14 protein-coding genes are annotated in these 19,430 nt (G+C 61.6%); 9 read left to right on the forward strand and 5 right to left on the reverse strand.

Annotated elements, in window-relative coordinates; genetic code table 11:
• Positions 1-23: 23 nt before the first annotated feature.
• The 3 genes from QO002_RS00005 to QO002_RS00015 all read left to right on the forward strand — a co-directional run bounded on the left by QO002_RS00005 (position 24) and on the right by QO002_RS00015 (position 8,302).
• On the forward strand, positions 24-1,940 hold the full coding sequence (locus QO002_RS00005) for an autotransporter assembly complex protein TamA (RefSeq protein WP_307233035.1): 1,917 nt from the start codon (positions 24-26) through the stop codon (positions 1,938-1,940).
• A 115-nt stretch (positions 1,941-2,055) separates the two neighbouring features.
• On the forward strand, positions 2,056-7,773 hold the full coding sequence (locus QO002_RS00010; RefSeq protein WP_307225429.1) for a translocation/assembly module TamB domain-containing protein: 5,718 nt from the start codon (positions 2,056-2,058) through the stop codon (positions 7,771-7,773).
• Positions 7,774-7,870: 97 nt separating this feature from the next.
• On the forward strand, positions 7,871-8,302 hold the full coding sequence (locus QO002_RS00015) for a GNAT family N-acetyltransferase (protein ID WP_307225430.1): 432 nt from the start codon (positions 7,871-7,873) through the stop codon (positions 8,300-8,302).
• Between the two features lie 17 nt (positions 8,303-8,319).
• Here QO002_RS00015 and QO002_RS00020 read toward each other — a convergent pair whose 3' ends face one another.
• Entirely contained in the window at positions 8,320-8,613 is a 294-nt protein-coding gene (locus QO002_RS00020) for a hypothetical protein (RefSeq protein ID WP_307225431.1), read from the reverse strand.
• A gap of 379 nt (positions 8,614-8,992) precedes the next feature.
• Here QO002_RS00020 and QO002_RS00025 point away from each other — a divergent pair, with 379 nt between their 5' ends.
• A complete protein-coding gene (locus QO002_RS00025) occupies positions 8,993-9,472 on the forward strand; it encodes a chemotaxis protein CheW (protein WP_307225432.1) in 480 nt (159 codons plus the stop codon).
• A 58-nt stretch (positions 9,473-9,530) separates the two neighbouring features.
• On the opposite strand, the gene QO002_RS00030 is transcribed toward QO002_RS00025, so the two are convergent.
• A complete protein-coding gene (locus QO002_RS00030; protein ID WP_307225433.1) occupies positions 9,531-10,523 on the reverse strand; it encodes a GlxA family transcriptional regulator in 993 nt (330 codons plus the stop codon).
• 294 nt (positions 10,524-10,817) lie between these two features.
• On the opposite strand from QO002_RS00030, the gene QO002_RS00035 reads away from it, so the two are divergent.
• The 4 genes from QO002_RS00035 (at position 10,818) to QO002_RS00050 (ending at position 14,599) form a co-directional block, all read left to right on the forward strand.
• Positions 10,818-11,651: an alpha/beta fold hydrolase gene (locus tag QO002_RS00035; RefSeq protein ID WP_370878526.1), complete on the forward strand. Its 834-nt coding sequence runs from the start codon at positions 10,818-10,820 to the stop codon at positions 11,649-11,651.
• 74 nt (positions 11,652-11,725) lie between these two features.
• Complete coding sequence (locus tag QO002_RS00040; protein WP_307225437.1) at positions 11,726-12,691, forward strand: MBL fold metallo-hydrolase; 966 nt, start codon at positions 11,726-11,728, stop codon at positions 12,689-12,691.
• A 532-nt stretch (positions 12,692-13,223) separates the two neighbouring features.
• Entirely contained in the window at positions 13,224-13,991 is a 768-nt protein-coding gene (locus tag QO002_RS00045) for a potassium channel family protein (RefSeq protein WP_307225439.1), read from the forward strand.
• Between the two features lie 212 nt (positions 13,992-14,203).
• The gene (locus QO002_RS00050) at positions 14,204-14,599 is read left to right on the forward strand and encodes a hypothetical protein (protein ID WP_307225441.1); all 396 of its coding nucleotides are present in this window, start codon (positions 14,204-14,206) and stop codon (positions 14,597-14,599) included.
• Between the two features lie 17 nt (positions 14,600-14,616).
• Here QO002_RS00050 and QO002_RS00055 read toward each other — a convergent pair whose 3' ends face one another.
• Genes QO002_RS00055 through QO002_RS00065 form a run of 3 tightly spaced genes read right to left on the reverse strand, consistent with a single transcriptional unit; the run spans position 14,617 to position 18,413 of the window.
• Positions 14,617-15,738, reverse strand: a complete 1,122-nt coding sequence (locus tag QO002_RS00055; RefSeq protein ID WP_307225443.1) for a mandelate racemase/muconate lactonizing enzyme family protein — start codon at positions 15,736-15,738, stop codon at positions 14,617-14,619.
• Between the two features lie 27 nt (positions 15,739-15,765).
• On the reverse strand, positions 15,766-17,265 hold the full coding sequence (locus QO002_RS00060) for an aldehyde dehydrogenase family protein (RefSeq protein WP_307225445.1): 1,500 nt from the start codon (positions 17,263-17,265) through the stop codon (positions 15,766-15,768).
• 2 nt (positions 17,266-17,267) lie between these two features.
• Positions 17,268-18,413, reverse strand: a complete 1,146-nt coding sequence (locus tag QO002_RS00065) for an iron-containing alcohol dehydrogenase (protein ID WP_307225447.1) — start codon at positions 18,411-18,413, stop codon at positions 17,268-17,270.
• Positions 18,414-18,522: 109 nt separating this feature from the next.
• On the opposite strand from QO002_RS00065, the gene QO002_RS00070 reads away from it, so the two are divergent.
• On the forward strand, positions 18,523-19,422 hold the full coding sequence (locus QO002_RS00070) for a LysR substrate-binding domain-containing protein (RefSeq protein WP_307225449.1): 900 nt from the start codon (positions 18,523-18,525) through the stop codon (positions 19,420-19,422).
• Positions 19,423-19,430 lie beyond the last annotated feature (8 nt).

Raw genomic sequence — 19,430 nt, forward strand, 5'->3', positions numbered from 1 at the left:
TTGAGAGTAGCCTGAAGGACGGAATGCGGAAACGTCTGCCGACTGTAAGTAATGCGTATCGGAAGACTGGGACTGCACTTGCGGTTCTGGCGGCGGTGCTCTGTGGACCGCTTTCACTTCGTGACGCCAATGCCTTCAAGATTTTCGGCATGTCCTTCTTCGAGAATGACGAGGAACCGAACGAAGTCATCGATCCCGTCAACTATTCACTCGATCTCGAAACGGGCACGGCCGACGACGATCTGAAGGAATCGCTGGAAAACGCATCCCGCCTGTTCCAGGAAAAGGACCAGCCCGTCTCCGGCAATCTCGGCCTTGTCATCCGGGCGCGCGACGATCGCGACCGACTGCTTGCGGCGCTTTACGAGAATGCTCGTTACGGCGGTGTTATATCGATCACCGTCAACGGGCAGGATATCGACTCGCTGCCGCCGGACCCGGTTTTCCCGGCCGGTGCGCCCGTGCCTGTTGCGATCTCAGTTACCCCCGGCCCGGTCTTTACGATCGGCAAGGTGACGCTTGAAGGCGACGCATCCGGCAAGAACCCGGCCGATTATGATCTCGTAGCGGGCGCGCAAGCCAATTCCACACTGATCATCAAGGCTGGCGAGCAGGTCGTCGAAGACCTGAAGGAAGAAGGCCGGCCTCTGGCAAAGCTCACCAATCGTGCCGCTGTTGCGGATCACAAAACCAACACGGTCGATGTCGACATCGCTGCCGAGGGCGGACCGGTCGCGCCTTTCGGCACTGTGACGGTTACGGGCACCAAGACAGTCGATCCGCAATTCGTCGCCCGCTATTCGCGCCTCGATACCGGCCGCCGCTATTCACCAGAGGAAATCCGCAAGGCCAACGAGCGCCTGCGGGCTCTTGGTGTTTTTGCCAGCATCACCATCAAGGAGCCAACCGCTCTGGCGCCGGATGGTTCGTTGCCCCTGACTATCGAGGTCTCCGAAGGCAAGCACCGTTATTTCGGCGGCGGAGTCCAATATTCAACGACGGACGGTTTCGGCGTCCAGGGCTATTGGGGCCACCGAAACCTGTTCGGCCAGGCCGAATCGCTGAAATTCGAAGGCTCCGTGAACCGGATCGGCGAAAATGACATCAGCTCGCTGGACTACAATGCCGGCCTGATCTTCGCCAAACCCGGCGCCTTTGGCCCGGCTTCGACTTTCAATGCCAGCCTCAAGGCGTCGCTCCTTGATCCGGACGCCTACAAGGCGACGATCTTTACCGGCGCAGCAGGCGTAACCTACGAACTTTCCGATACCGATACCATCTCCGGTGGCGGCGAACTGAGCTGGGCGAATGTCGACGATGCCTTTGGCAAGAACGAATATCTGACCGCGGCGCTGCCCTTCGAATATGTGCGCGACACCCGCGACAACAAGCTCAACCCGACCGAAGGCTATCGCGGCTCGATCAACGCCAAGCCAAGCTATGAAATCGACGGCCAGACCTTCTTCTCGTCCTTCGAAGGCTCGATCGCCGGCTACTACGGTCTCGGCGAGGAAAACGGTTTCGTGCTGGCCGGCCGCCTCAATGCCGGCGTCATCGTCGGCGGCGACGGCCTTGTCGACATTCCGGCCAACCGGCGCTTCTACCTCGGCGGCGGCGGCACCGTGCGCGGCTATTCCTACCAGGAAATCAGTCCGCGAAATGATGACGACGAACTGCTCGGCGGCCGCTCCTATGTAAACGCGACGATCGAGGCACGCATCGGCATAACCGATACGATCGGGCTCGTGCCTTTCGTCGATGTCGGTACGGTCTCGGCCAAGACCGCGCCTGATTTCTCGGATATCAAAGCCGGAGCCGGTGTCGGCCTCAGATACCTGACGCCTTTCGGACCGATCCGTCTCGACGTCGCCGTGCCACTCAATCCCTATCCGGGCGGCACAAGCTACGGAATCTATGCGGGCATCGGCCAATCCTTCTGAGGGCGATCCCTCTGAAGGTAAGCCGTCCCAAGCCCGCCCGGCGCGAGCGCGCGCCAACCAAATCCTTGACGCGGAAGCAATTTCGCCGCGACACAACTTGCGTTATGGGTAGAGCATGAATCGTCTGGTCCGCATCCTCAAAGCCGCTTTACGCTGGTTTGCCTATGTCATCGGCGTCGCTGTCGTCGCAGTTGTGCTCGTTTTCCTGTTTGCCGGCTTCACCGCACCTGGCGCCCGCATGGTCGCGACGCTGATCGAGAAATATGCCTCTACCCCTGACCAGATCGTCCGCATCACCGACCCGAGCGCGCTGCTGACTGGCGATTTCACCGCTTCGACCGTCACCCTCTTCGACAGCAAGGGCGTCTATGCCGAAATCCGCGACGTCGCCATCGACTGGTCGCCGACGGCCCTGTTTTCGTCCCGTTTCGACGCCCAGTTGATCAAGGCCGGCTCGGCGCGGCTGGAGCGTCTGCCGATTCCATCACAGGAAACCAAGGAAGTCCGCTCGACCTTTGCGCTTCCACTCGATGTCAAGATCGCCGCACTCGACCTGCCGGAGATCGTCACTGGCAAGGAGATTGCGGGGACCGACCAGTTCCTCAGCCTCACCGGCAATCTCGATGCCACCAATACCAGCATTGCAACGTCCCTTGCCGTAGCGCAGCGCGACCAGCCGGACGCAAAAGCCATCGCCGATATCGTTTTCAATCCCTCCGCCAATACGCTGAAGCTCGACGCGACGGTCAACGATATCAGCGGCGGACTGCTTTCTCGGGCATTGGAGCTGCCGGGCACACCCGCCGTGCAGATCGCCGTCAAGGGCGAAGGCCCGCTTTCCGACTGGGCCGGCAAGGCAACTGCCTCGCTCGACGGCACACAGATTCTGGACCTGAATGCACGTCATATTGCCGGGGCGGACGGTAGCCGCAACGTGGCCCTGACCGGTGGCGGCACCTTCGCCTCGCTGCTGCCGGAAAACCTGCGTCCGCTCTTCGAGGGCAATACCGACATCGACCTTGCCGCAGTGCTTTATGGTGGCACCCGCATCAGCATCGAACGCGGCACGCTCTCGAGCGGCGCGCTCGATATCGCCGCCTCCGGCACTTATGACACTGCCGGCAAGAATGACCTGCAGGCAACGCTATCCGGAAAGAATGGTCCGGTTGAGCTCACCATCGCCGGCCGGCAAGGCGACACGAAACTCGCGGTCAATTCGGCGATGCTTTCACTGGATGGCCAGGCGGACGCCGCAAAGCTGCAATTGTCCGCCAACCTGGCGAAAGCAACGCTTCCACAGGGCGAAATCGACGCTATTTCGCTCAAGGCCCGGAGCGACAGCTTCGACCTCGCGGGTCGTAACGGCCCGCTTCAGGCCCATGTCGAGACCGGCGCCATCCGTCTTGGCGATCCCAACCTCGCCCGCCTCGTCAAGGGACCGGCAAAGATTGATGCCACGCTCTCGGTCACCCCCGAAAGCATCGGCTTCAACCCCGTCACGCTGGAAAGCGCCAGCGTCGGCGGCACGCTCAGCGGCGCCTACAATCTGGCCACCGGCGCGCTTGAGACGGATTTCAAGCTCTTTGCCCTGCCCGACACGCTGCCGCCGGCAATTGCTGCCAAGGTCGACACCACGATCGCCGCAACCGGCAAGCTGCAACTGGCTGAAGGGGGGGCGGTTTCCGTCAGCAATCTCGCCGTCAAATCCGGCACACTGGAACTTGCCGGCAATGCTACGCTCGAGGCCGGCAACCTGACCGCCGCCATCACGGGCACCCTTCCCGATCTCGGCAAGCTGCTTGCCGACGCAAGCGGCACCGCCGCCTTCAAGATTGATACATCAGGTGCGATCGCGACCCTCGGCATCAAGGCCGAAATTACCTCTGATGGCGCGACCCTTGCCGGCCGTACCTTGAGCAACCTCGTTGTCACCGCCAATGGCACGGCCAATCCAAGCAGCCCGCTTGCTGACATCACCGCGACCGGCGCGATCGACGGGCAGACTATTGACGTCAAGGCGAACCTCGCCTCCGATAACAACAACATCACCATCCCGACGATGGAAGCGACGATCGGCAACAACAAGCTCAACGGCTCGCTGTCGTTAACGCCCGATTTCCAGCCGAACGGACAGCTCACCTTCAACCTTCCCGACCTCGCTCTGCTTGCGGCCATGGCCGGCCAGAAGGCGACGGGCGATCTGGCCGGCTCGGTCGCTATCGAAAGCAGCAACGGCAAAACCTCCGCCACCATCAGGGCGAACGGCTCCGGTATCGAGCGCGACGGGTTGAAAGTCGTCAAGCCGGTTGCCGATATCTCGATTGCAGACCTCAAGGCGCTGGCCATAACCGGCACAGTTTCGGCAGACGAGATCGTTCAGGGCGAAAACCGACTTACGGCATTGAAGCTCGGTTTTGCGCAACAGGCCGGCAAAACCGACTTCACCCTTAACGGCAGCTATGACGAAACGCCACTTTCGGCATCCGGCGCACTCTCAAGCAGCCAGGGCCGCGCCGAAATTGCGCTGCAGTCGCTCACCGCGACGCTGAAGGGTATACCGATCACTCTCCCCGCATCGACAGCGGTGGCTTTCGAGAACGGCGCCGTTCAGCTCAAGGATCTCGCAATCGCCACCAAGGGCGGCACACTGACCGTCAACGGCACCGCCGGCCAGTCGCTCGATCTGACCGCAACCCTTGTTGGCACCCCACAGGTCGAATTCACGATCCCGCAGGAAGGCGGCGAAATCCGCACCCTGATCAACGGCGCGACCGCGACACTCAAGGGCCCACTCGATGCGCTCGCCATCGATGCCACCGCCGACGTTGCGAGCCTCTCCTTGCCGCAGGGCGAAATCGGCTCCGTCACCCTAAAAGCCCATAGCGACGCCTTCAATGTTTCTGCGCAGAGCGGTGTGATCACCACCCGCATCGATGTTGGAACGGCACGGTTTGCCGATGCCAATATCGACCGGGTTGTCAAGGCACCCATCGCCATCGACACCCGCCTGAACATCGCCAACCGTGTCATCGCCTTCGAGCCCGTCACAATCGACGGCACCAATCTCGATGGCGCATTGAATGGGCGGTTTGCGCTCGATGGCAACATGCTCTCGACCACCTTCTCGCTGGAGGCGCTTCCCGGCGCCCTGCCACCGGCAGCCGCAGCCAAGTTCGATGCGCCCATCGCCATCACGGGCCGGCTCGCGACCGGGCAGGACGGCGCGGTCGACGTCAGCAACCTTCAGGTCAAGTCGACGACCGTCGAAGCGGCCGGTTCGGTTTCTTTGAAATCCGGCCAGCTTCAGGCAGCATTGGCTGGCGAAGTGCCGAACCTGGGCAAGGTTCTTGCCGATGCCTCCGGTGTCGCACGCTTCAAGATCGACGCGACCGGTCCGCTTGAAACGCCGACCATCAAGGCCGAAATCACATCGAGCGGCGCAACCATGGCCGGCCGCACCCTAAGCGATCTGGTAGCAAGCATCGATGCAACCGCCAATCCCGACAGCCCACAGGCGAAGATCAGCGCGACAGGCGCGATCAGCGGCCAGGCGATCAACGTGAAGGCAGATCTCGTTTCCAAGGACGGCCGCACGAGCATCCCGACACTCGAAGCCCGCATCGGCGACAACACGCTGACCGGCTCGGTCAATTTCACCCAGGACCTTAAACCCAACGGTTCCGTCACCTTCAACTTCCCGGATGTCGCCCTGCTGGCGGCCATGGCCGGCGAGAAGGCGAGTGGCGACATCGCCGGCTCAGCGACAATCCAAACCACGGACGGCAAGACCTCCATCGCCCTCAAAGCGAGCGGCAGCGGCATCAAGCGCGGTGACCTCGTGATTTCGAAGCCTGCCGCCGATATCACCATCGCCGATCTTTCGGCCCTGGCGATCCACGGCAATCTCTCCGTCGAAGCCTTCTCCCAAGGGGTCAACCGCCTCACCGGCCTGAAGCTTGATTTCGACCAGCAGGGACCGAAGACCAATGTCAGCCTGGACGGCAACTACGACGGTGCGCCACTCAGCCTGCGCGGCGACGTCCTCAGCGCGGCCGGCAAGACGACCGTCAATCTCGCCTCGTTCTCGGCTGCTCCACGCAAGATCCCGGTCAGGCTGGCGAAGCCGACGACCATCACGGTTCAAAACAGCGCCGTAACACTGGACACACTGACCATTGGCGCGTCCGGCGGCACGGTGACGGTCAATGGAACGGCTGGTGACAAGCTCGGCCTCGACATCAAGATCGCCGCGCTGCCGGCAGCGCTCATCAACACCTTCGTCCCGTCGCTCGGCGCGGAAGGCGCGATCAGCGGTACTGTCGGTGTCAAGGGAACCACGGCTGCCCCAGCCGTCTCCTATGACCTCGACTGGAACAATGCCAATGTCGCCCAGGCCCGCAGCGCCGGAGTCGGTGCCTTGAATATCAAGGCCAACGGCCAGTTCGCCAACAACACCGTCGATGTCCGAACAACGATGTCGGGCGCGGGCGGACTTTCCTTCCGCGGTGGCGGCAAGGTCGGTATCGCGGGCAACCGCGCGATCTCGATGAAATTCGATGGCGACCTGCCCTTCTCGCTGCTCTCGGCCATCCTCTCGCAACAGGGCTTCACACTGACCGGCAACGCCAAAGTCGATGTCGCCATCGCCGGTACGGCAAGCGCCCCGCTCGTCACCGGCACGATCACGACTTCCGGCGCGCGTTTCGTCGATGTGCGTCGTAACCTCGCGATCACCAACCTTGCGGCGAATGTCGCGCTCGATGGCCGCCAGGCCCGCATCAACGAACTCGGTGGCCGCCTTGCCAGTGGCGGCAATGTATCGGCAACCGGCACAGTCGGCATCCAGCCCGGCTCCGGCTTCCCGGCGGATCTTTCCATCCGCCTCGACAACGCCAATTATATCGACGGCACTCTGCTCACTGCCCATATCGACGGCACCGTCACGATCAAGGGTTCGCTCATTGCCTCGCCGGTTGTCGGCGGCAAGGTGACGATCACCAAGGCGGCGATCACCATTCCGGAAAAACTGCCGCCATCGCTTTCGGAAATCGACATCAAGCATCGGCATGCGCCAGCGGATGTCCGCCGTATGCAGGCCGACCTCACCAAGGACACGGGCGGCGGCGGCAAGAGCAGCGGCATCAATTTCGATCTCATCGTCAGCGCACCGAATCACCTGTTCATCCGCGGCCGCGGCATAGATGCCGAACTGGGCGGCGATCTGACGATTCGCGGCACGGCCTCTCAGCCGGTCGTTGCCGGCGGGTTCGAAATGCGCCGCGGACGGCTCGAAATTCTCGGCAAACGCCTGACATTCACCGACGGCAACATCACTTTCGGCGGCGATCTCGTTCCGGCACTCGATCTCGATGCCACCTCTTCAGCAGGATCCACGACGATCACCGTCAATGTCGGCGGCCTTGCCAACAATCCGACCGTGACCTTCGCGTCGTCGCCCGCTTTGCCGCAGGACGAAATCCTGGCGCAGCTGATCTTCAACCGTTCCCTGTCGAACCTCTCGGCCTTTCAGATCGCCCAGCTCGCCAGCGCCGTCGCCGAGCTTGCCGGCGGCCGGTCAAACTCGCTGCTGAGTGGGCTGCGCAACAAGCTCGGGGTCGATGACCTGGACATTTCCACCGACGCCAGCGGCGGCGCACAGGTTACAGCCGGCAAATACCTGAATGATCGGACCTATCTCGAACTGCAGTCCGGCTCGGAAGCCGGCGGCGGCAAAGCGATCATCAATCTCGACGTCGGCCGCGGCGTGAAGCTGCGTGGCGAAGCCGGTGCCGAAGGAACCGGCGGAGGGATTTTCTATGAGAAGGAATACTAAGCGAAGGGTGCTGTTGCGCGTTTCACCGCTGGACGAAATTTCCCCCTTCGGCGATGATCTTGCCCAACAAGCCTCTCATTGAGCGTAAGGTTCCGATATGAGCGATGTCGTCATCCTGACTGTGCCTGTTTTCAGCATGCTCGGCAATGCCGGGCTCAACCTGCGTCGCGAAGTCTTCGTGCGGGAGCAACATGTGCCTGCTGATGAAGAGTTCGATGCCGACGACCTCACAGCTATCCATTTCATCGCCATCAAGGACGGCGAGGTTTGCGGGGTGCTCCGGTTCATCACAAAACCCGAACATGTCAAAATTGGCCGGGTAGTGGTGCGTCAGGACTATCGCGGTGAAGGCATCGCAAAGGTCATGATGAAGGCAGCCATGGAGACCGTGATTGCCCAGAACGACAGGCGCTTTCATCTCGACGCACAGGTCGACAAGGTCGGTTTCTACGAAAAATTTGGTTTCGCAGCCTATGGGCCGGAATTCATGGACGGGGGTATGCCCCACCGCGCCATGAAAACCTACTGAACAGTAGAACCCTTCGTCTATTTGACCGTGCACACCCCGTTCGCACCGTGCTTGCCGGTGTAGGAAACTGCCGCCGTTCCATCCGGATTGATGCTGAGCGAAACCGTGACGCCGGCGCCGTGGGCTTCATAATAGTTCTCGTTGAAGACCTTCAGCTTGGCTTCCTTGCCATTGAGATAGATCGGTCCACCCTGATCGGCATGAACCTCGATATTGCCGGGGCAGATCGCATTAACGAGAGGAATGGCGGCAGCGGCAGGCGTCGCCAGGAAGGCGGCAAATACAAGCGTCGAAACCATGGCGCGGGTCATCAAGCAATCTCCTGGTTGGATCAGTCCGTGCCCGCGGCAGGATGGTGATCATCTGCCCCTGAAGTCAACGCGAAACTTTTGATTGCGTCGCCTTAGACAATTGATGTCGAAATCCTACTGGTCTTCAGGAGAATGTTGGTCCCCGTCAGGTTAATGCCATCGAATCATAACCCCGCCATTGCCTGCGAGCATCTTTTTAACGATTTTGCTTCTATAATGGCCCTACGGCGCAAACGATCTCCCCGATCGTGCATGACGCATCTGCGCCCGGACCGGATGTAGCCGGAAATCAAACATTCGAACGACGCTCTGCGCATCGCGCCCATAGGAGGTGCTGCGCAATGAGCGTCGGGAACGCTACAACGGGAAGGGACCGAAGATGACGAATGCACTTAAGATGGCCGGCTTCGACGGCGAAACGCTCGAGATCATCGCGTTCCGCCTGCACGATCAGGAATTCTGCGTCAAGACGACGACGATCCGCGAAATCCGCGGCTGGGCACCGTCCACGCCGATCCCGCATTCGCCGCCGGAAGTCATCGGCGTCATGAACCTGCGCGGCACGGTCATCCCGATCATCGATCTCGCCCACAAGCTCGGCATGAAGAGCACAGCCGCCAACGAGCGCAGCGCCATCGTCGTCGCCGAAGTCCACAACATGGTCATCGGCCTCGTCGTCGACCGCGTGTCGGACATCCTGACGATCCAGGGCAGTCAAGTACAGCCGGTTCCTGAAATCACCACATCCTTCGACAAGAGCTATGCGGAAGGCATCATCGCCAACGAGACCGGCATGATCTGCTTCCTCAACCTTGCGCGCATGTTCAAGGAACGCGAGATGGACGACATGGCCGCCTGATCGGCGCCGGTCTTTTCCGAGGAACTCAGGGGGCGGCCGCAAGGCCGCTCTTTTCGTTTCAGGCGAGCGCCGCATCCTCGCCAACGAAGAAGCGGCGGCGGTATTCGCCCGGTGACAGGCCGAGGATCTTGCGAAAGATCTTGCGAAAGGCGCCAGGGTCCTCGTAGCCGATCTGCCATGCGATCTGCTCCACCTTGATGCTGGAAATCTCGAGCAGCTCCCGCGCCTTGGCGATCCGGAGCTGCTGGCAATATTCCGTCGGGTTCATGCCGGTCGCCTTGTGGAAGCGGCGCAGGAAGGTACGCTCTCCAAGCCCGGCGCGATCCGCCATCATCTCTATGGTGATCTTTTCGGTGTGACGGGCCTGCAGCCAGTGCTGGATCTTCAGGATCGCATCGTCGCCGTGGTGCAGCTTCGGCGCAAACGTGCTGTAGAAGGTCTGCTCGCGGCCCGCCGGATCGACCAGCATGAAACGCGCCGTGGCAAGCTGGATGCTGGGGCTCATGAAGCGGGCGACGAGTTTCAGGCCCAGATCGATCCAGGCCATCATCGCGCCGGCGGTGATGATGTCGCCGTCATCGATGATCAGCTTCGTCACATCGACCTTGATGCCGGGAAACTTGCCCGAGATCAGGTCGGAATGGGTCCAGTGGGTGGTCGCCGAGCGACCCTCGAGCAATCCCGATTCCGCCATCAGATAGGCGCCGCCGCAGATCGAGCAGATCGTCGTACCGGCTGAATGTTGCTGCCTGATCCAGCCGGGGAAGGCACCCATACGCTCGCCGACCGGCAGGTTGGTAAGGCTGGGCGGCAGGATCAGCGCGACGAGGCCAAGACTTGGGCCGGGGTGGCTGTCGAATACTTTCTCAACCGAGCCACCGTCGGCGGAGAGCTCCCAATGGCTGACGCGCATCTTCGACGGTGCGCGCCCGCCCTGCTCCTCGCTAATCAGATTGGCGACATGGAACAGATCCGTCAGCCCGTGGATCGCGGCCCGCTGGGCCTCGGGATAGATGACGATACCGATCTCTGCTGCTTCTCCCACCGCCATTTGTCACTTCCGTCGCGCTTAATGTCAGTTTCGCCAATCCCGAGTGTAGGCGTCACCACGTATAAAAACAACCAGACGAGCGGTTGGGACGACACACACCAAAACGGACCAACCATCAAGAGAAATCAAACAGATACAAAAGGGAACAGGACCATGAGAAACAGCACCGCAAACACCGTTTTTACCCGCCGCAACGTCCTCGTCGGCAGCGTCGGCGCAGCAACACTTGCCGGCTTTTCGGCCGGCACAACTCAGGCAGCAAACGCCACGAACACAAACGAAGGGAGCACGACAATGGCATCGAAGATCATTACCCGCGACGGCGTTGAAATCTACTACAAGGACTGGGGTCCGAAGGATGGCGCAGTCGTCGTGCTCAGCCATGGCTGGCCGCTGACGGCAGACAGCTGGGAGGCGCAGGCCTTCCACCTCGCCCAGAACGGTTTCCGTGTCATCACCCATGACCGCCGCGGCCACGGCCGCTCCTCCCAGCCCTGGGATGGCAACGACATGGATCACTATGCCGACGACCTTTCGGACCTGATCGAGCAGCTGGACCTCAAGGACATTTTCCTCGCCGGCTTCTCCACCGGCGGCGGCGAGATCAGCCGCTATATCGGCCGCCACGGCACGAGCCGGATCAAGAAGGCCGGCCTCATCTCCGCCGTACCGCCGCTGATGGTCAAGACCGACAAGAACCCCGGCGGCCTGCCGAAGGAAGTGTTCGACGGCATCCAGGCCGCAAGCCTCAAGGATCGCTCGCAGCTCTACAAGGACATCGCTTCGGGTCCGTTCTTCGGCTTTAATCGTCCCGGCGCCAAGGCCTCACAGGGCATGATCGACAGCTTCTGGCTGCAGGGCATGATGGGCGGTCACAAGAACACCTATGACTCGGTGGTCGCCTTCTCCCAGACGGACTTCACCGAAGACCTCAAGAAGTTCGACATCCCGACGATCATCATCCACGGCGACGACGACCAGATCGTGCCGATCGATGCCGCCGCCCGCGCCTCCAAGAAGCTGGTGCCGCACGCAGTCCTAAAAGTCTATACGGGCGCCCCGCACGGTATTACCGATACGCACAAGGACCAGCTGAACGCCGATCTGCTGGAATTCGCGAAGTCTTAAAGTGCTCCTCTCCGGCACCGCCCTCCCCGGTGCCGGAGCATCCTTTAACCCGATCGAACCAAGGAAGACCTGCCATGTCCCGCGCCGCCATTGCCACCGACCTCCTGATCAACCAAAACCGCCGCCAGTTCCTGGGCCTTGGCCTGTCGCTTGCCGCCCTCTCGGTTCTACCGAAAAGGCTCTTTGCCGCCGAGGCGCCAAACCTGAGACAGGGCGCTTTCGACATCACCGTGTTCAGCGACGGCTACATCAACCTGCCGGCCAGTATCGTCATGCCCGAAGCCAGCGAGGAGGAACGCGACGCGATCCTGAAGCGGCTGGGCGGCACGGTCGAGGCAGTACCGACACCATCCAACATTCCGCTGATCCGGACGGCCAAGGACCTGATCTTGATTGATGTCGGCGCAGGAGAGAATTTCCAGGCAAGCGCAGGCCTGCTGGAAGCGAACCTGAAGCTTGCCGGCATCGACCCGGCCGAGATCACCAAGGTCGTCTTCACCCACGCCCATCCAGACCATACCGGTGCGACGACGAAGAAGGACGGGACGCTGCGTTACCCAAATGCCGATTATATCGTCGGCGAGACCGAGTGGAATTTCTGGACAGACCCTGATTTTGAACAAAAGTATCCTCAGCCGCTGCATGCCTTCGCACTCGGCGCCAAACGTGATCTCTTTGCGGTCAAGGATCGGGTGAGGATGGTGAAGGCCGGCGACGACATCGTAACCGGTATCCGCGTACTCGATACGGCAGGCCATACGCCGGGCCATATCTCGCTTGAACTCGACGGGGGCGACGGCCTGGTCATCACGGCGGATGCCGCCACCAATGGTATCGTCTCCTTCGAACACCCAGCCTGGAAATTCGGCTTCGACACCGACCAGGAGCGGGCGATCAGGAACCGGGTGAAGCTGATGGACCGGGTTGCGGCGGAAAAGACAATGCTGATCGGCTATCACTGGGCCTTTTCGGGTGTCGGCCATGCCGAGCGCGAAGGCAGCGCTTATCGCTATGTGTCCCTGAACGGCACCCGGCTCTGATCTTGCCGCGCGGGCATGACAATCATCCCCGCGCGCAAAACGCCGAGGTGACACGAAATACAAAGCCGGGGCGCCGGAAGCTGCCGCACGGAAATTATAAAACATGACACCTTCCGGCGCCCCGTTCGGTTTCAAGCAGCGTCCCCCGATTCCTCTTCCAACGGTGGGCGGGACCCTTTCGGGGTGACACATGCGGACAGGCCGCCGTGCACGAAAGGCCAAAGCCAGTTGCCGCTCCTCTAGTGCCCCACAGGCACGCACCACTCTCTTTCAAGCGGCAGGGAAATCATTCCGACGCCTCCCTGAACGAAGGTTTGCGTCCCTCCTGCGTCCAGATACCGGTTGCGCCTCGTCGCGACGCCTCGCGATGCAGCCGATGGCGCAACGCAGGCATGGTGGCATGGTATCGTGACACGGGGATTGGCGGGGACTGAAGACCGACTATTACAGCGGCTTGACCTTGCTTCGGGTGCAGCCTATCTCGGACGGTGGGGCAATCCAAAGTGTGAGACGACGCAATGGAGTGGGGCGCATGACGCTGGTCAAAATCCGTAGCAAGTTGCGCGGCCTATATCTCGGCACCAGCACCCAGGCGATCCGTTTTCAGGTCGCAATGGCGCTCATCGATCTCGTAATTCTCATCTTCTTCGTGCTCGGCCCCTATCTCGGAAACGGGCGTTCCTACTTCATCATCGACTATGCGATCGCCTTCGTCATCGCCTGTGAACTCGTGGCCCGCATTCTCGTGGCAACCGACTTCAAACACTGGCTGATGCGGCCGATGACCTGGGTGGATATCCTTGTGCTCGGTACGCTGCTGTTTCCGCAGCAGCTCTCAAACTTCGCCTTTCTGCGCGCCTTCCGCATCTGGTCGCTCGGACAGAGCAAGGCTTTCGCCATGCTGATGACCCACGCCGGCTGTGCGCGATGGGGAGATGTTATCAAGGCGGTTATCAATTTCATCACCTTCCTGTTCCTCGTTACCGGCTTTGTCTACACGACCTTCTTCTACCACGACGCCGGCATCAACGGCTTCGTCGATGCGCTCTACTTCACCGTGGCGACCATCACGACGACCGGCTTCGGCGACATCACGTTGCCGGGCACAGCGGGCAAGCTGACCTCGATCGTGACGATGATCTTCGGCATCTCACTGTTCGTGCGGCTGGCGCAAACGATCGTTCGGCCGAACAAGGTCGCATTTCCTTGCCCGCAATGCGGGTTGCAGCGGCATGATCACGATGCCGTACATTGCAAGGCCTGCGGACATATTCTGAACATTCCTGATGATAGCGACTGATATCGCGGCAGCGGGTGCCGAGAGGATGCGAGGCGATGATGGTATTCACCGCGAATACCGCGCCCGCCGCAATTCCATAAGCGATTGCCATGCCCACAAGGGAGGAGTCTGACCCGGCAAGAAACCGCCAAATTTGGCCCCTGACACTCTCTTCATAGCAATGCTAACATGCGCGGCGCACCCTTGGGGGTGTTTTGGGAGGGGAAACTTATATGCCACGCATTGCACATCTCTATTTTCGTACAGCCATCATATTTCTGATCATCGGGATCTGTATGGGCTTGAAAATGGCCATATCACAGGATCACAGCGTCATCGGTGCCCATGCTCACGCCAACCTGCTCGGCTGGGTCACCATGGCGATCTTTGGCGGGTATTACGCGCTGAACCCCGAAAAGGCTGAACGGCGGATCGCCGTGGTACAATATGCGGTCTACACATCCGGCGTGACGCTGATGGTGCCGTCGCTCTATCTGATGCTGATGGGAAATGAGGCGATGGAGCCCGTCGTCGCGATCGCGTCGCTGATCACCTTTGCCGGCGTGCTGATGTTTGCCTTCATCATCTATACGGGCAGCACCGCCGCACGGACCGCACCAGCCGAATAAGCCAAGGGGAAAGCGGCTCAGTGCCTCGTGGCCTTGAGCCGTTCCTCGTCGAGCACGATGCCGAGGCCGGGGGTTTCGCCGAGTTCAAGCCAGCCGTCCTTGTGCTTCAAGGGCTCGATCATCGGATAGTCGCGCCGGGCTTCACTCCATTCGGGATTGTCATAGGGATATTCGAGGAAGGGGGCGTCACCGCAACCTGCCGTCAGGTGGGCGTTTGCGAGAACACCGATACCGTTGGTCCAGGAATGCGGCGTGAACATCACACCGGCTTCGCGCGCCTGGAAGGCCAGACGGCGGCAGCCGGTGATGCCGCCGACGAGCGCCACATCCGGCTGGATGACGTCGAAGGCGCGTTGCTCAATGATATCGCGGAACTCGTAGACCTCGCGCGTCATCTCGCCGCCGGCGATGCGGATCGAGGTCGCGTCGGACAGCCGGCGCATGCCTTCGCGGTCCGAGCGATGCAGCGGCTCTTCCATCCAGTAGATGCCGAGCCGCTCCAGCTCGCGGGCGACAGTGAGCGCATCCTTGAAGGTCCAGGACAACGTCGTGTCCCAGGGCATGCGCCAGCCCTGATTGCAATCGACCATCAGCTCCAACCGGTCGCCCACCCGGGCGCGGATGGCTTCGAGCGCCTTCACATCCGCCTTCCAGCTGCCGCGGCCGCCAGCTGAAGACGAAAAGCGCACCTTCATCGCCGGGAAACCTTCCTCGATGTAGCGCTCAGCCTGATCGGCCATGGCGGCGGGCTCGCGCAGCACGCCGGAGGAGGCATAGAGCCGAACCTTGTCGGCGCGGCCGCCGAGCATGCGCCAGACCGGCTCGCCGGTGATCTTGCCGGCGAGATCCCAGAGTGCCAAATCCATGGGCCAACAGCGGCCATAGTGGAAATTGATGTGGGAGAGAACCTCGTAGTGCCGCTCCAGATGGCGCGGGTCGTGGCCGATGAAAAGCTCTTCGTGCCCCTCGAAGCCCTTCATCAGGTCGCCGGAGCCGATGCCCTCACGACCCTCGTCATCGCGCACTCGCACGATCGTCGCCTCGAAATGTTTTCGCGGGCGGCCGTCCCAGCTGGCCTTGAAGGCCGGGTCGAGCGCCAGGCGATGATGGCTGATTTCGATGGAAACGATCTTGCTCATGGGGCTCTCCTCCGGGTGTCTTTCGTCTCAGCCGAACTGCTGCCAGATCGTCTTGTAATCACAATATTTGTCGATGGCGTGCACCGAGCGGTCGCGGCCGAAGCCGGATTGCTTGAAGCCGCCGAAGGGGGTGGCGAAGTTGGACATGTCGTAGGTGTTGATCCAGACCGTGCCGGCATGGATCGCCTCCGAGAAGCGGTGCGCGCGGTTCATGTCGCGAGTGAAGACGGCCCCTGCCAGACCATAGATCGTGTCGTTGGCGATCGCGAGCGCTTCCTCTTCCGTATCGAAGGGGATGGCGGCGAGCACGGGGCCGAAGATCTCCTGGCGGGCGAGGTTCATGTCGTTGGTGAGATCGACGAAAACGCCGGGCGAGACATAATAGCCGCCGGTGTCGTGCATCACCTGCTCGGCGCCGAAGGCACGCCGGCCACCCTCCTTCTCGCCGGCCGCGATCATGCCAAGCACCTTGTCCATATGCTCCTTCTCGATCAGCGCGCCGATCTGGGCGGAAGGCTCGAAGGGGTGGGCAAGGGCGATATCGGATTTCGCAACCGCCTCGATCTTCTCGATCAGCGCCTGCTGCACCGAGCGGTGCACAACGAGGCGGGTGGAGGCATGGCAGGTTTCGCCGGAATTGTAGAAGCAGCCCCAGGCGGCGGCAGATGCGGCCGCATCGAGATCGGCATCCTCGAAGACGACGAGCGGCGACTTGCCGCCAAGCTCCAGCGCCACCCGTTTGACATTGGATTGCGCGGCATAGCCCATGATCAGCTTGCCGACCTCCGTCGAGCCGGTGAAGGCGATCATGTCGACATCCATGTGCAGCGCCAGCGGCTTGCCGGTTTCCTCGCCAAAGCCGGTGATGACATTGAAGACGCCGGCTGGCAGTCCCGCCTCGAAGGCGAGCTGGGCAAGACGGATCGCCGAAAGAGAGGATTGTTCGGCCGGTTTCAGCACCACGGAATTGCCGGCGGCAATCGAAGGCCCGAGCTTCCAGGCATCTATGATCATCGGATAGTTCCAGGGCGTGATCGCGCCGATGACGCCGAGCGGCACCTTGCGCACCAGAGCGCGGGCATTCGGCCCGGTCGGGGCGATCTCGTCATAGAGCTTGTCGATCATCTCGGCATAGAACTGGATACCATCGGCGCAGAGGCGGACATCGACGTTCAGCGAGGCGAGCACCGGCTTGCCGACATCGAGGGTTTCGAGAAGCGCCAGTTCCTCGCCATGGGCGCGGATCAGCTCCGCCCATTTCAGCATGATCTTCTTCTTTTCCAGCGGCTCCTTGTGGCGCCAGACGCCGCTTGCAAAGGCTGCACGGGCGGAAGCGACCGCGCGGTCGATATCGGCGGCGTCACCACGCTGGAGCATGGCACCGGGCTTGCCATCCATCGGGCGGGTGCGGGTGAAGGTACGGCCGGAAGCGGCTGCGACCGATTGGCCGTCGATGAAATGCTGGCCATTGATGGCGAGGGCGGAGAGGGCTTTTTCCCAATAGTCGCGGGTGTAGGAAGCGGTCATGGTCAGGCAGCCTTCGGCAGGGACATAAGAATGGCGGCGAAATGGTCGATGTCGGCATCATCAACGTCCCGAATGGTCGAGCGGCGCATCGGCTGGTTTTCCGGTGCCTTCATTTCGGCAGCGAGGGCTTGTCCGTCGAAGGCGGAGAATGCGGATGGAAGGGCGCGGGTGATGCCGGTGCGATCCATCAGGCCGGTGACGAAGGCCGGAAAGGCGGCTGCATTGGCGACGCCACAGGCGCGGGCGGCGGCGTTGAGATCGGCGGTGTCGGCCTCGATCAGCCATGCGATGGTTGCTTCGAAACCCAGCGCCGTGGCGAGACCGTGGTGGACGGGCGCGAGGCCGGCCATGGCGTGGCTGACATTGTGGGCGATGGCGGTGCCGCAATTGTCGATGGCGATGCCGGCGTAGCAAGAGCCGAGCAGGACCTTGCCGCGGGCTTCGAGATTGTCCGGTTCCTTCACCGCCGTTTCCAGCGAAGATGTCAGGAGACGCAGGGCTTCATGCGCATAGAACTTGCCGCCGGTATGGGCGTTGCGGTTGGTCGCGGCCTCGAAGGCGTGGATGAAAGCATCCATGCCGCACCATGCCGTGAGGTTGGCGGGCAGGGTCGCGGTCAGGACGGGATCGAGAATGACCAGATCGGCCTTGGTTTCCGCGCCCCATATCCAGAGCTTCTTGCCTTCGGGGCCGGCGAAGATGTTGGTGGCGGAGGTTTCCGAGCCCGTGCCGGCCGTGGTCGGCACCATGATCTTCTTCAGCGGATTTTTCGGCAGCGGGTTTGCCGCCAGTGCGTAGTGCATTGCGTCTTCGCCGGAAGCGGCGCAGCAGGCGGCGATCTTGGCGATATCGAGGGCAGAGCCGCCGCCGATGCCGATGACGAGATCGGTCCCCTTGACCACATCCGTTGCAGCGCGGACATGGGCGAGCTTGGGTTCACCGGTAAAATCGGAGAAGAGTCTGGCTTCGATGCCATACTCGGCGAGGCTTGCGGAGATCGTTTCTGCAAGGCCGGATCGGGCGAGGAACCCGTCCATGACGATGGCGGCGGATTTGATTCCGCCCAGGCCGGCGGCGGCCGAGCCGATGCTGCGGTGGAGATCGTTGCCGAAGCGGATCTCGGGAACGAAGGAGATGGTGAAGCTCACGGGGCGCATATCCTGATGCAAATTGGTCGCTTTACCCTGCATCACGATCTGATATTTTCAAATCCGACCAATTCTCGGGTATATTGATGATGTCAGGTTATACTAGGCCATGCTGAGCCATATTCCGCTCGAAGCGTTCCGTGTCTTCGATGCCGCCTGCCGGCACATGAACTTTTCGCGCGCCGGACGCGAGCTGAATATCACCCAGGCTGCCGTCAGCCGGCGGATCAAGGGACTGGAGGATCATCTGGGTGCCGCCCTCTTCCAGCGGCGCGGCAAGAACCTTGCCCTGACGCCGAAGGGCGAGCGGCTTTTTCAGCGCGTACGGGCGACACTGGACTATCTGGAGGAAAGTCTGGAGGCCTTTCGGCCGCAGACTGGCGGCACGATCGCGATTGCCGCCAGCGGCTCGGTCTCGCATCTCTGGCTCGGACGGCGGCTGCAGGATTTCGGCAACGAGAACCCACAGACATCGCTGCGATTGCTGACATCCGATACACCGTCCGATCTTGCTTCGGAGAACAACGATCTCGTCATTCTCTATTCCGCCGGAGAACATCCCCGCTGGGACCTGACACTGCTGCTGCCTGAGGTGCTGTCGCCGGTGGCTGCACCGGCCTATCTCGCAAGTCGGGGGATCGACGCCGCCGCCGTGACCATCGAAGAGATCGCCCGTCTCGACCTGATCGACTACGAGCGCTTCAACGCGCACTGGATTTCCTTCCGGCAATGGTTCGACCGGCTCTCCGCCAAGCAACGGGTCAAGCCGCCGGCGCCGCGCTATTCCTTCTCGACCTATGTCATGGCGATCGACGCGGCCGTGCGTGGCGACGGTATTGCGCTCGGTAGCCTCGGGCTGATCGACCAGCAACTTCGGGATGGCCGGCTTGTGCAGGTGGGCGGCGAGCAGCTTTCGACCGGCTACGGCTATTATCTCGGCCTGCCGCGCCACAAGACCGTGGCACCGGAGGTGATGCGGCTGTATACGGCCCTGATCGGGCAAACGTGAGCTTTCCG

It is taken from the genome of Pararhizobium capsulatum DSM 1112 (assembly GCF_030814475.1).
GTDB lineage: Bacteria > Pseudomonadota > Alphaproteobacteria > Rhizobiales > Rhizobiaceae > Pararhizobium > Pararhizobium capsulatum.

Bases quoted from the DNA above. Each gene is read 5' to 3' on its own strand.
- QO002_RS00005 (WP_307233035.1), top strand. From the start codon at position 24: ATGCGGAAACGTCTGCCGACTGTAAGTAATGCGTATCGGAAGACTGGG.
- QO002_RS00010 (WP_307225429.1), top strand. From the start codon at position 2,056: ATGAATCGTCTGGTCCGCATCCTCAAAGCCGCTTTACGCTGGTTTGCC.
- QO002_RS00015 (WP_307225430.1), top strand. From the start codon at position 7,871: ATGAGCGATGTCGTCATCCTGACTGTGCCTGTTTTCAGCATGCTCGGC.
- QO002_RS00020 (WP_307225431.1), bottom strand. From the start codon at position 8,613: ATGACCCGCGCCATGGTTTCGACGCTTGTATTTGCCGCCTTCCTGGCG.
- QO002_RS00025 (WP_307225432.1), top strand. From the start codon at position 8,993: ATGACGAATGCACTTAAGATGGCCGGCTTCGACGGCGAAACGCTCGAG.
- QO002_RS00030 (WP_307225433.1), bottom strand. From the start codon at position 10,523: ATGGCGGTGGGAGAAGCAGCAGAGATCGGTATCGTCATCTATCCCGAG.
- QO002_RS00035 (WP_370878526.1), top strand. From the start codon at position 10,818: ATGGCATCGAAGATCATTACCCGCGACGGCGTTGAAATCTACTACAAG.
- QO002_RS00040 (WP_307225437.1), top strand. From the start codon at position 11,726: ATGTCCCGCGCCGCCATTGCCACCGACCTCCTGATCAACCAAAACCGC.
- QO002_RS00045 (WP_307225439.1), top strand. From the start codon at position 13,224: ATGACGCTGGTCAAAATCCGTAGCAAGTTGCGCGGCCTATATCTCGGC.
- QO002_RS00050 (WP_307225441.1), top strand. From the start codon at position 14,204: ATGCCACGCATTGCACATCTCTATTTTCGTACAGCCATCATATTTCTG.
- QO002_RS00055 (WP_307225443.1), bottom strand. From the start codon at position 15,738: ATGAGCAAGATCGTTTCCATCGAAATCAGCCATCATCGCCTGGCGCTC.
- QO002_RS00060 (WP_307225445.1), bottom strand. From the start codon at position 17,265: ATGACCGCTTCCTACACCCGCGACTATTGGGAAAAAGCCCTCTCCGCC.
- QO002_RS00070 (WP_307225449.1), top strand. From the start codon at position 18,523: ATGCTGAGCCATATTCCGCTCGAAGCGTTCCGTGTCTTCGATGCCGCC.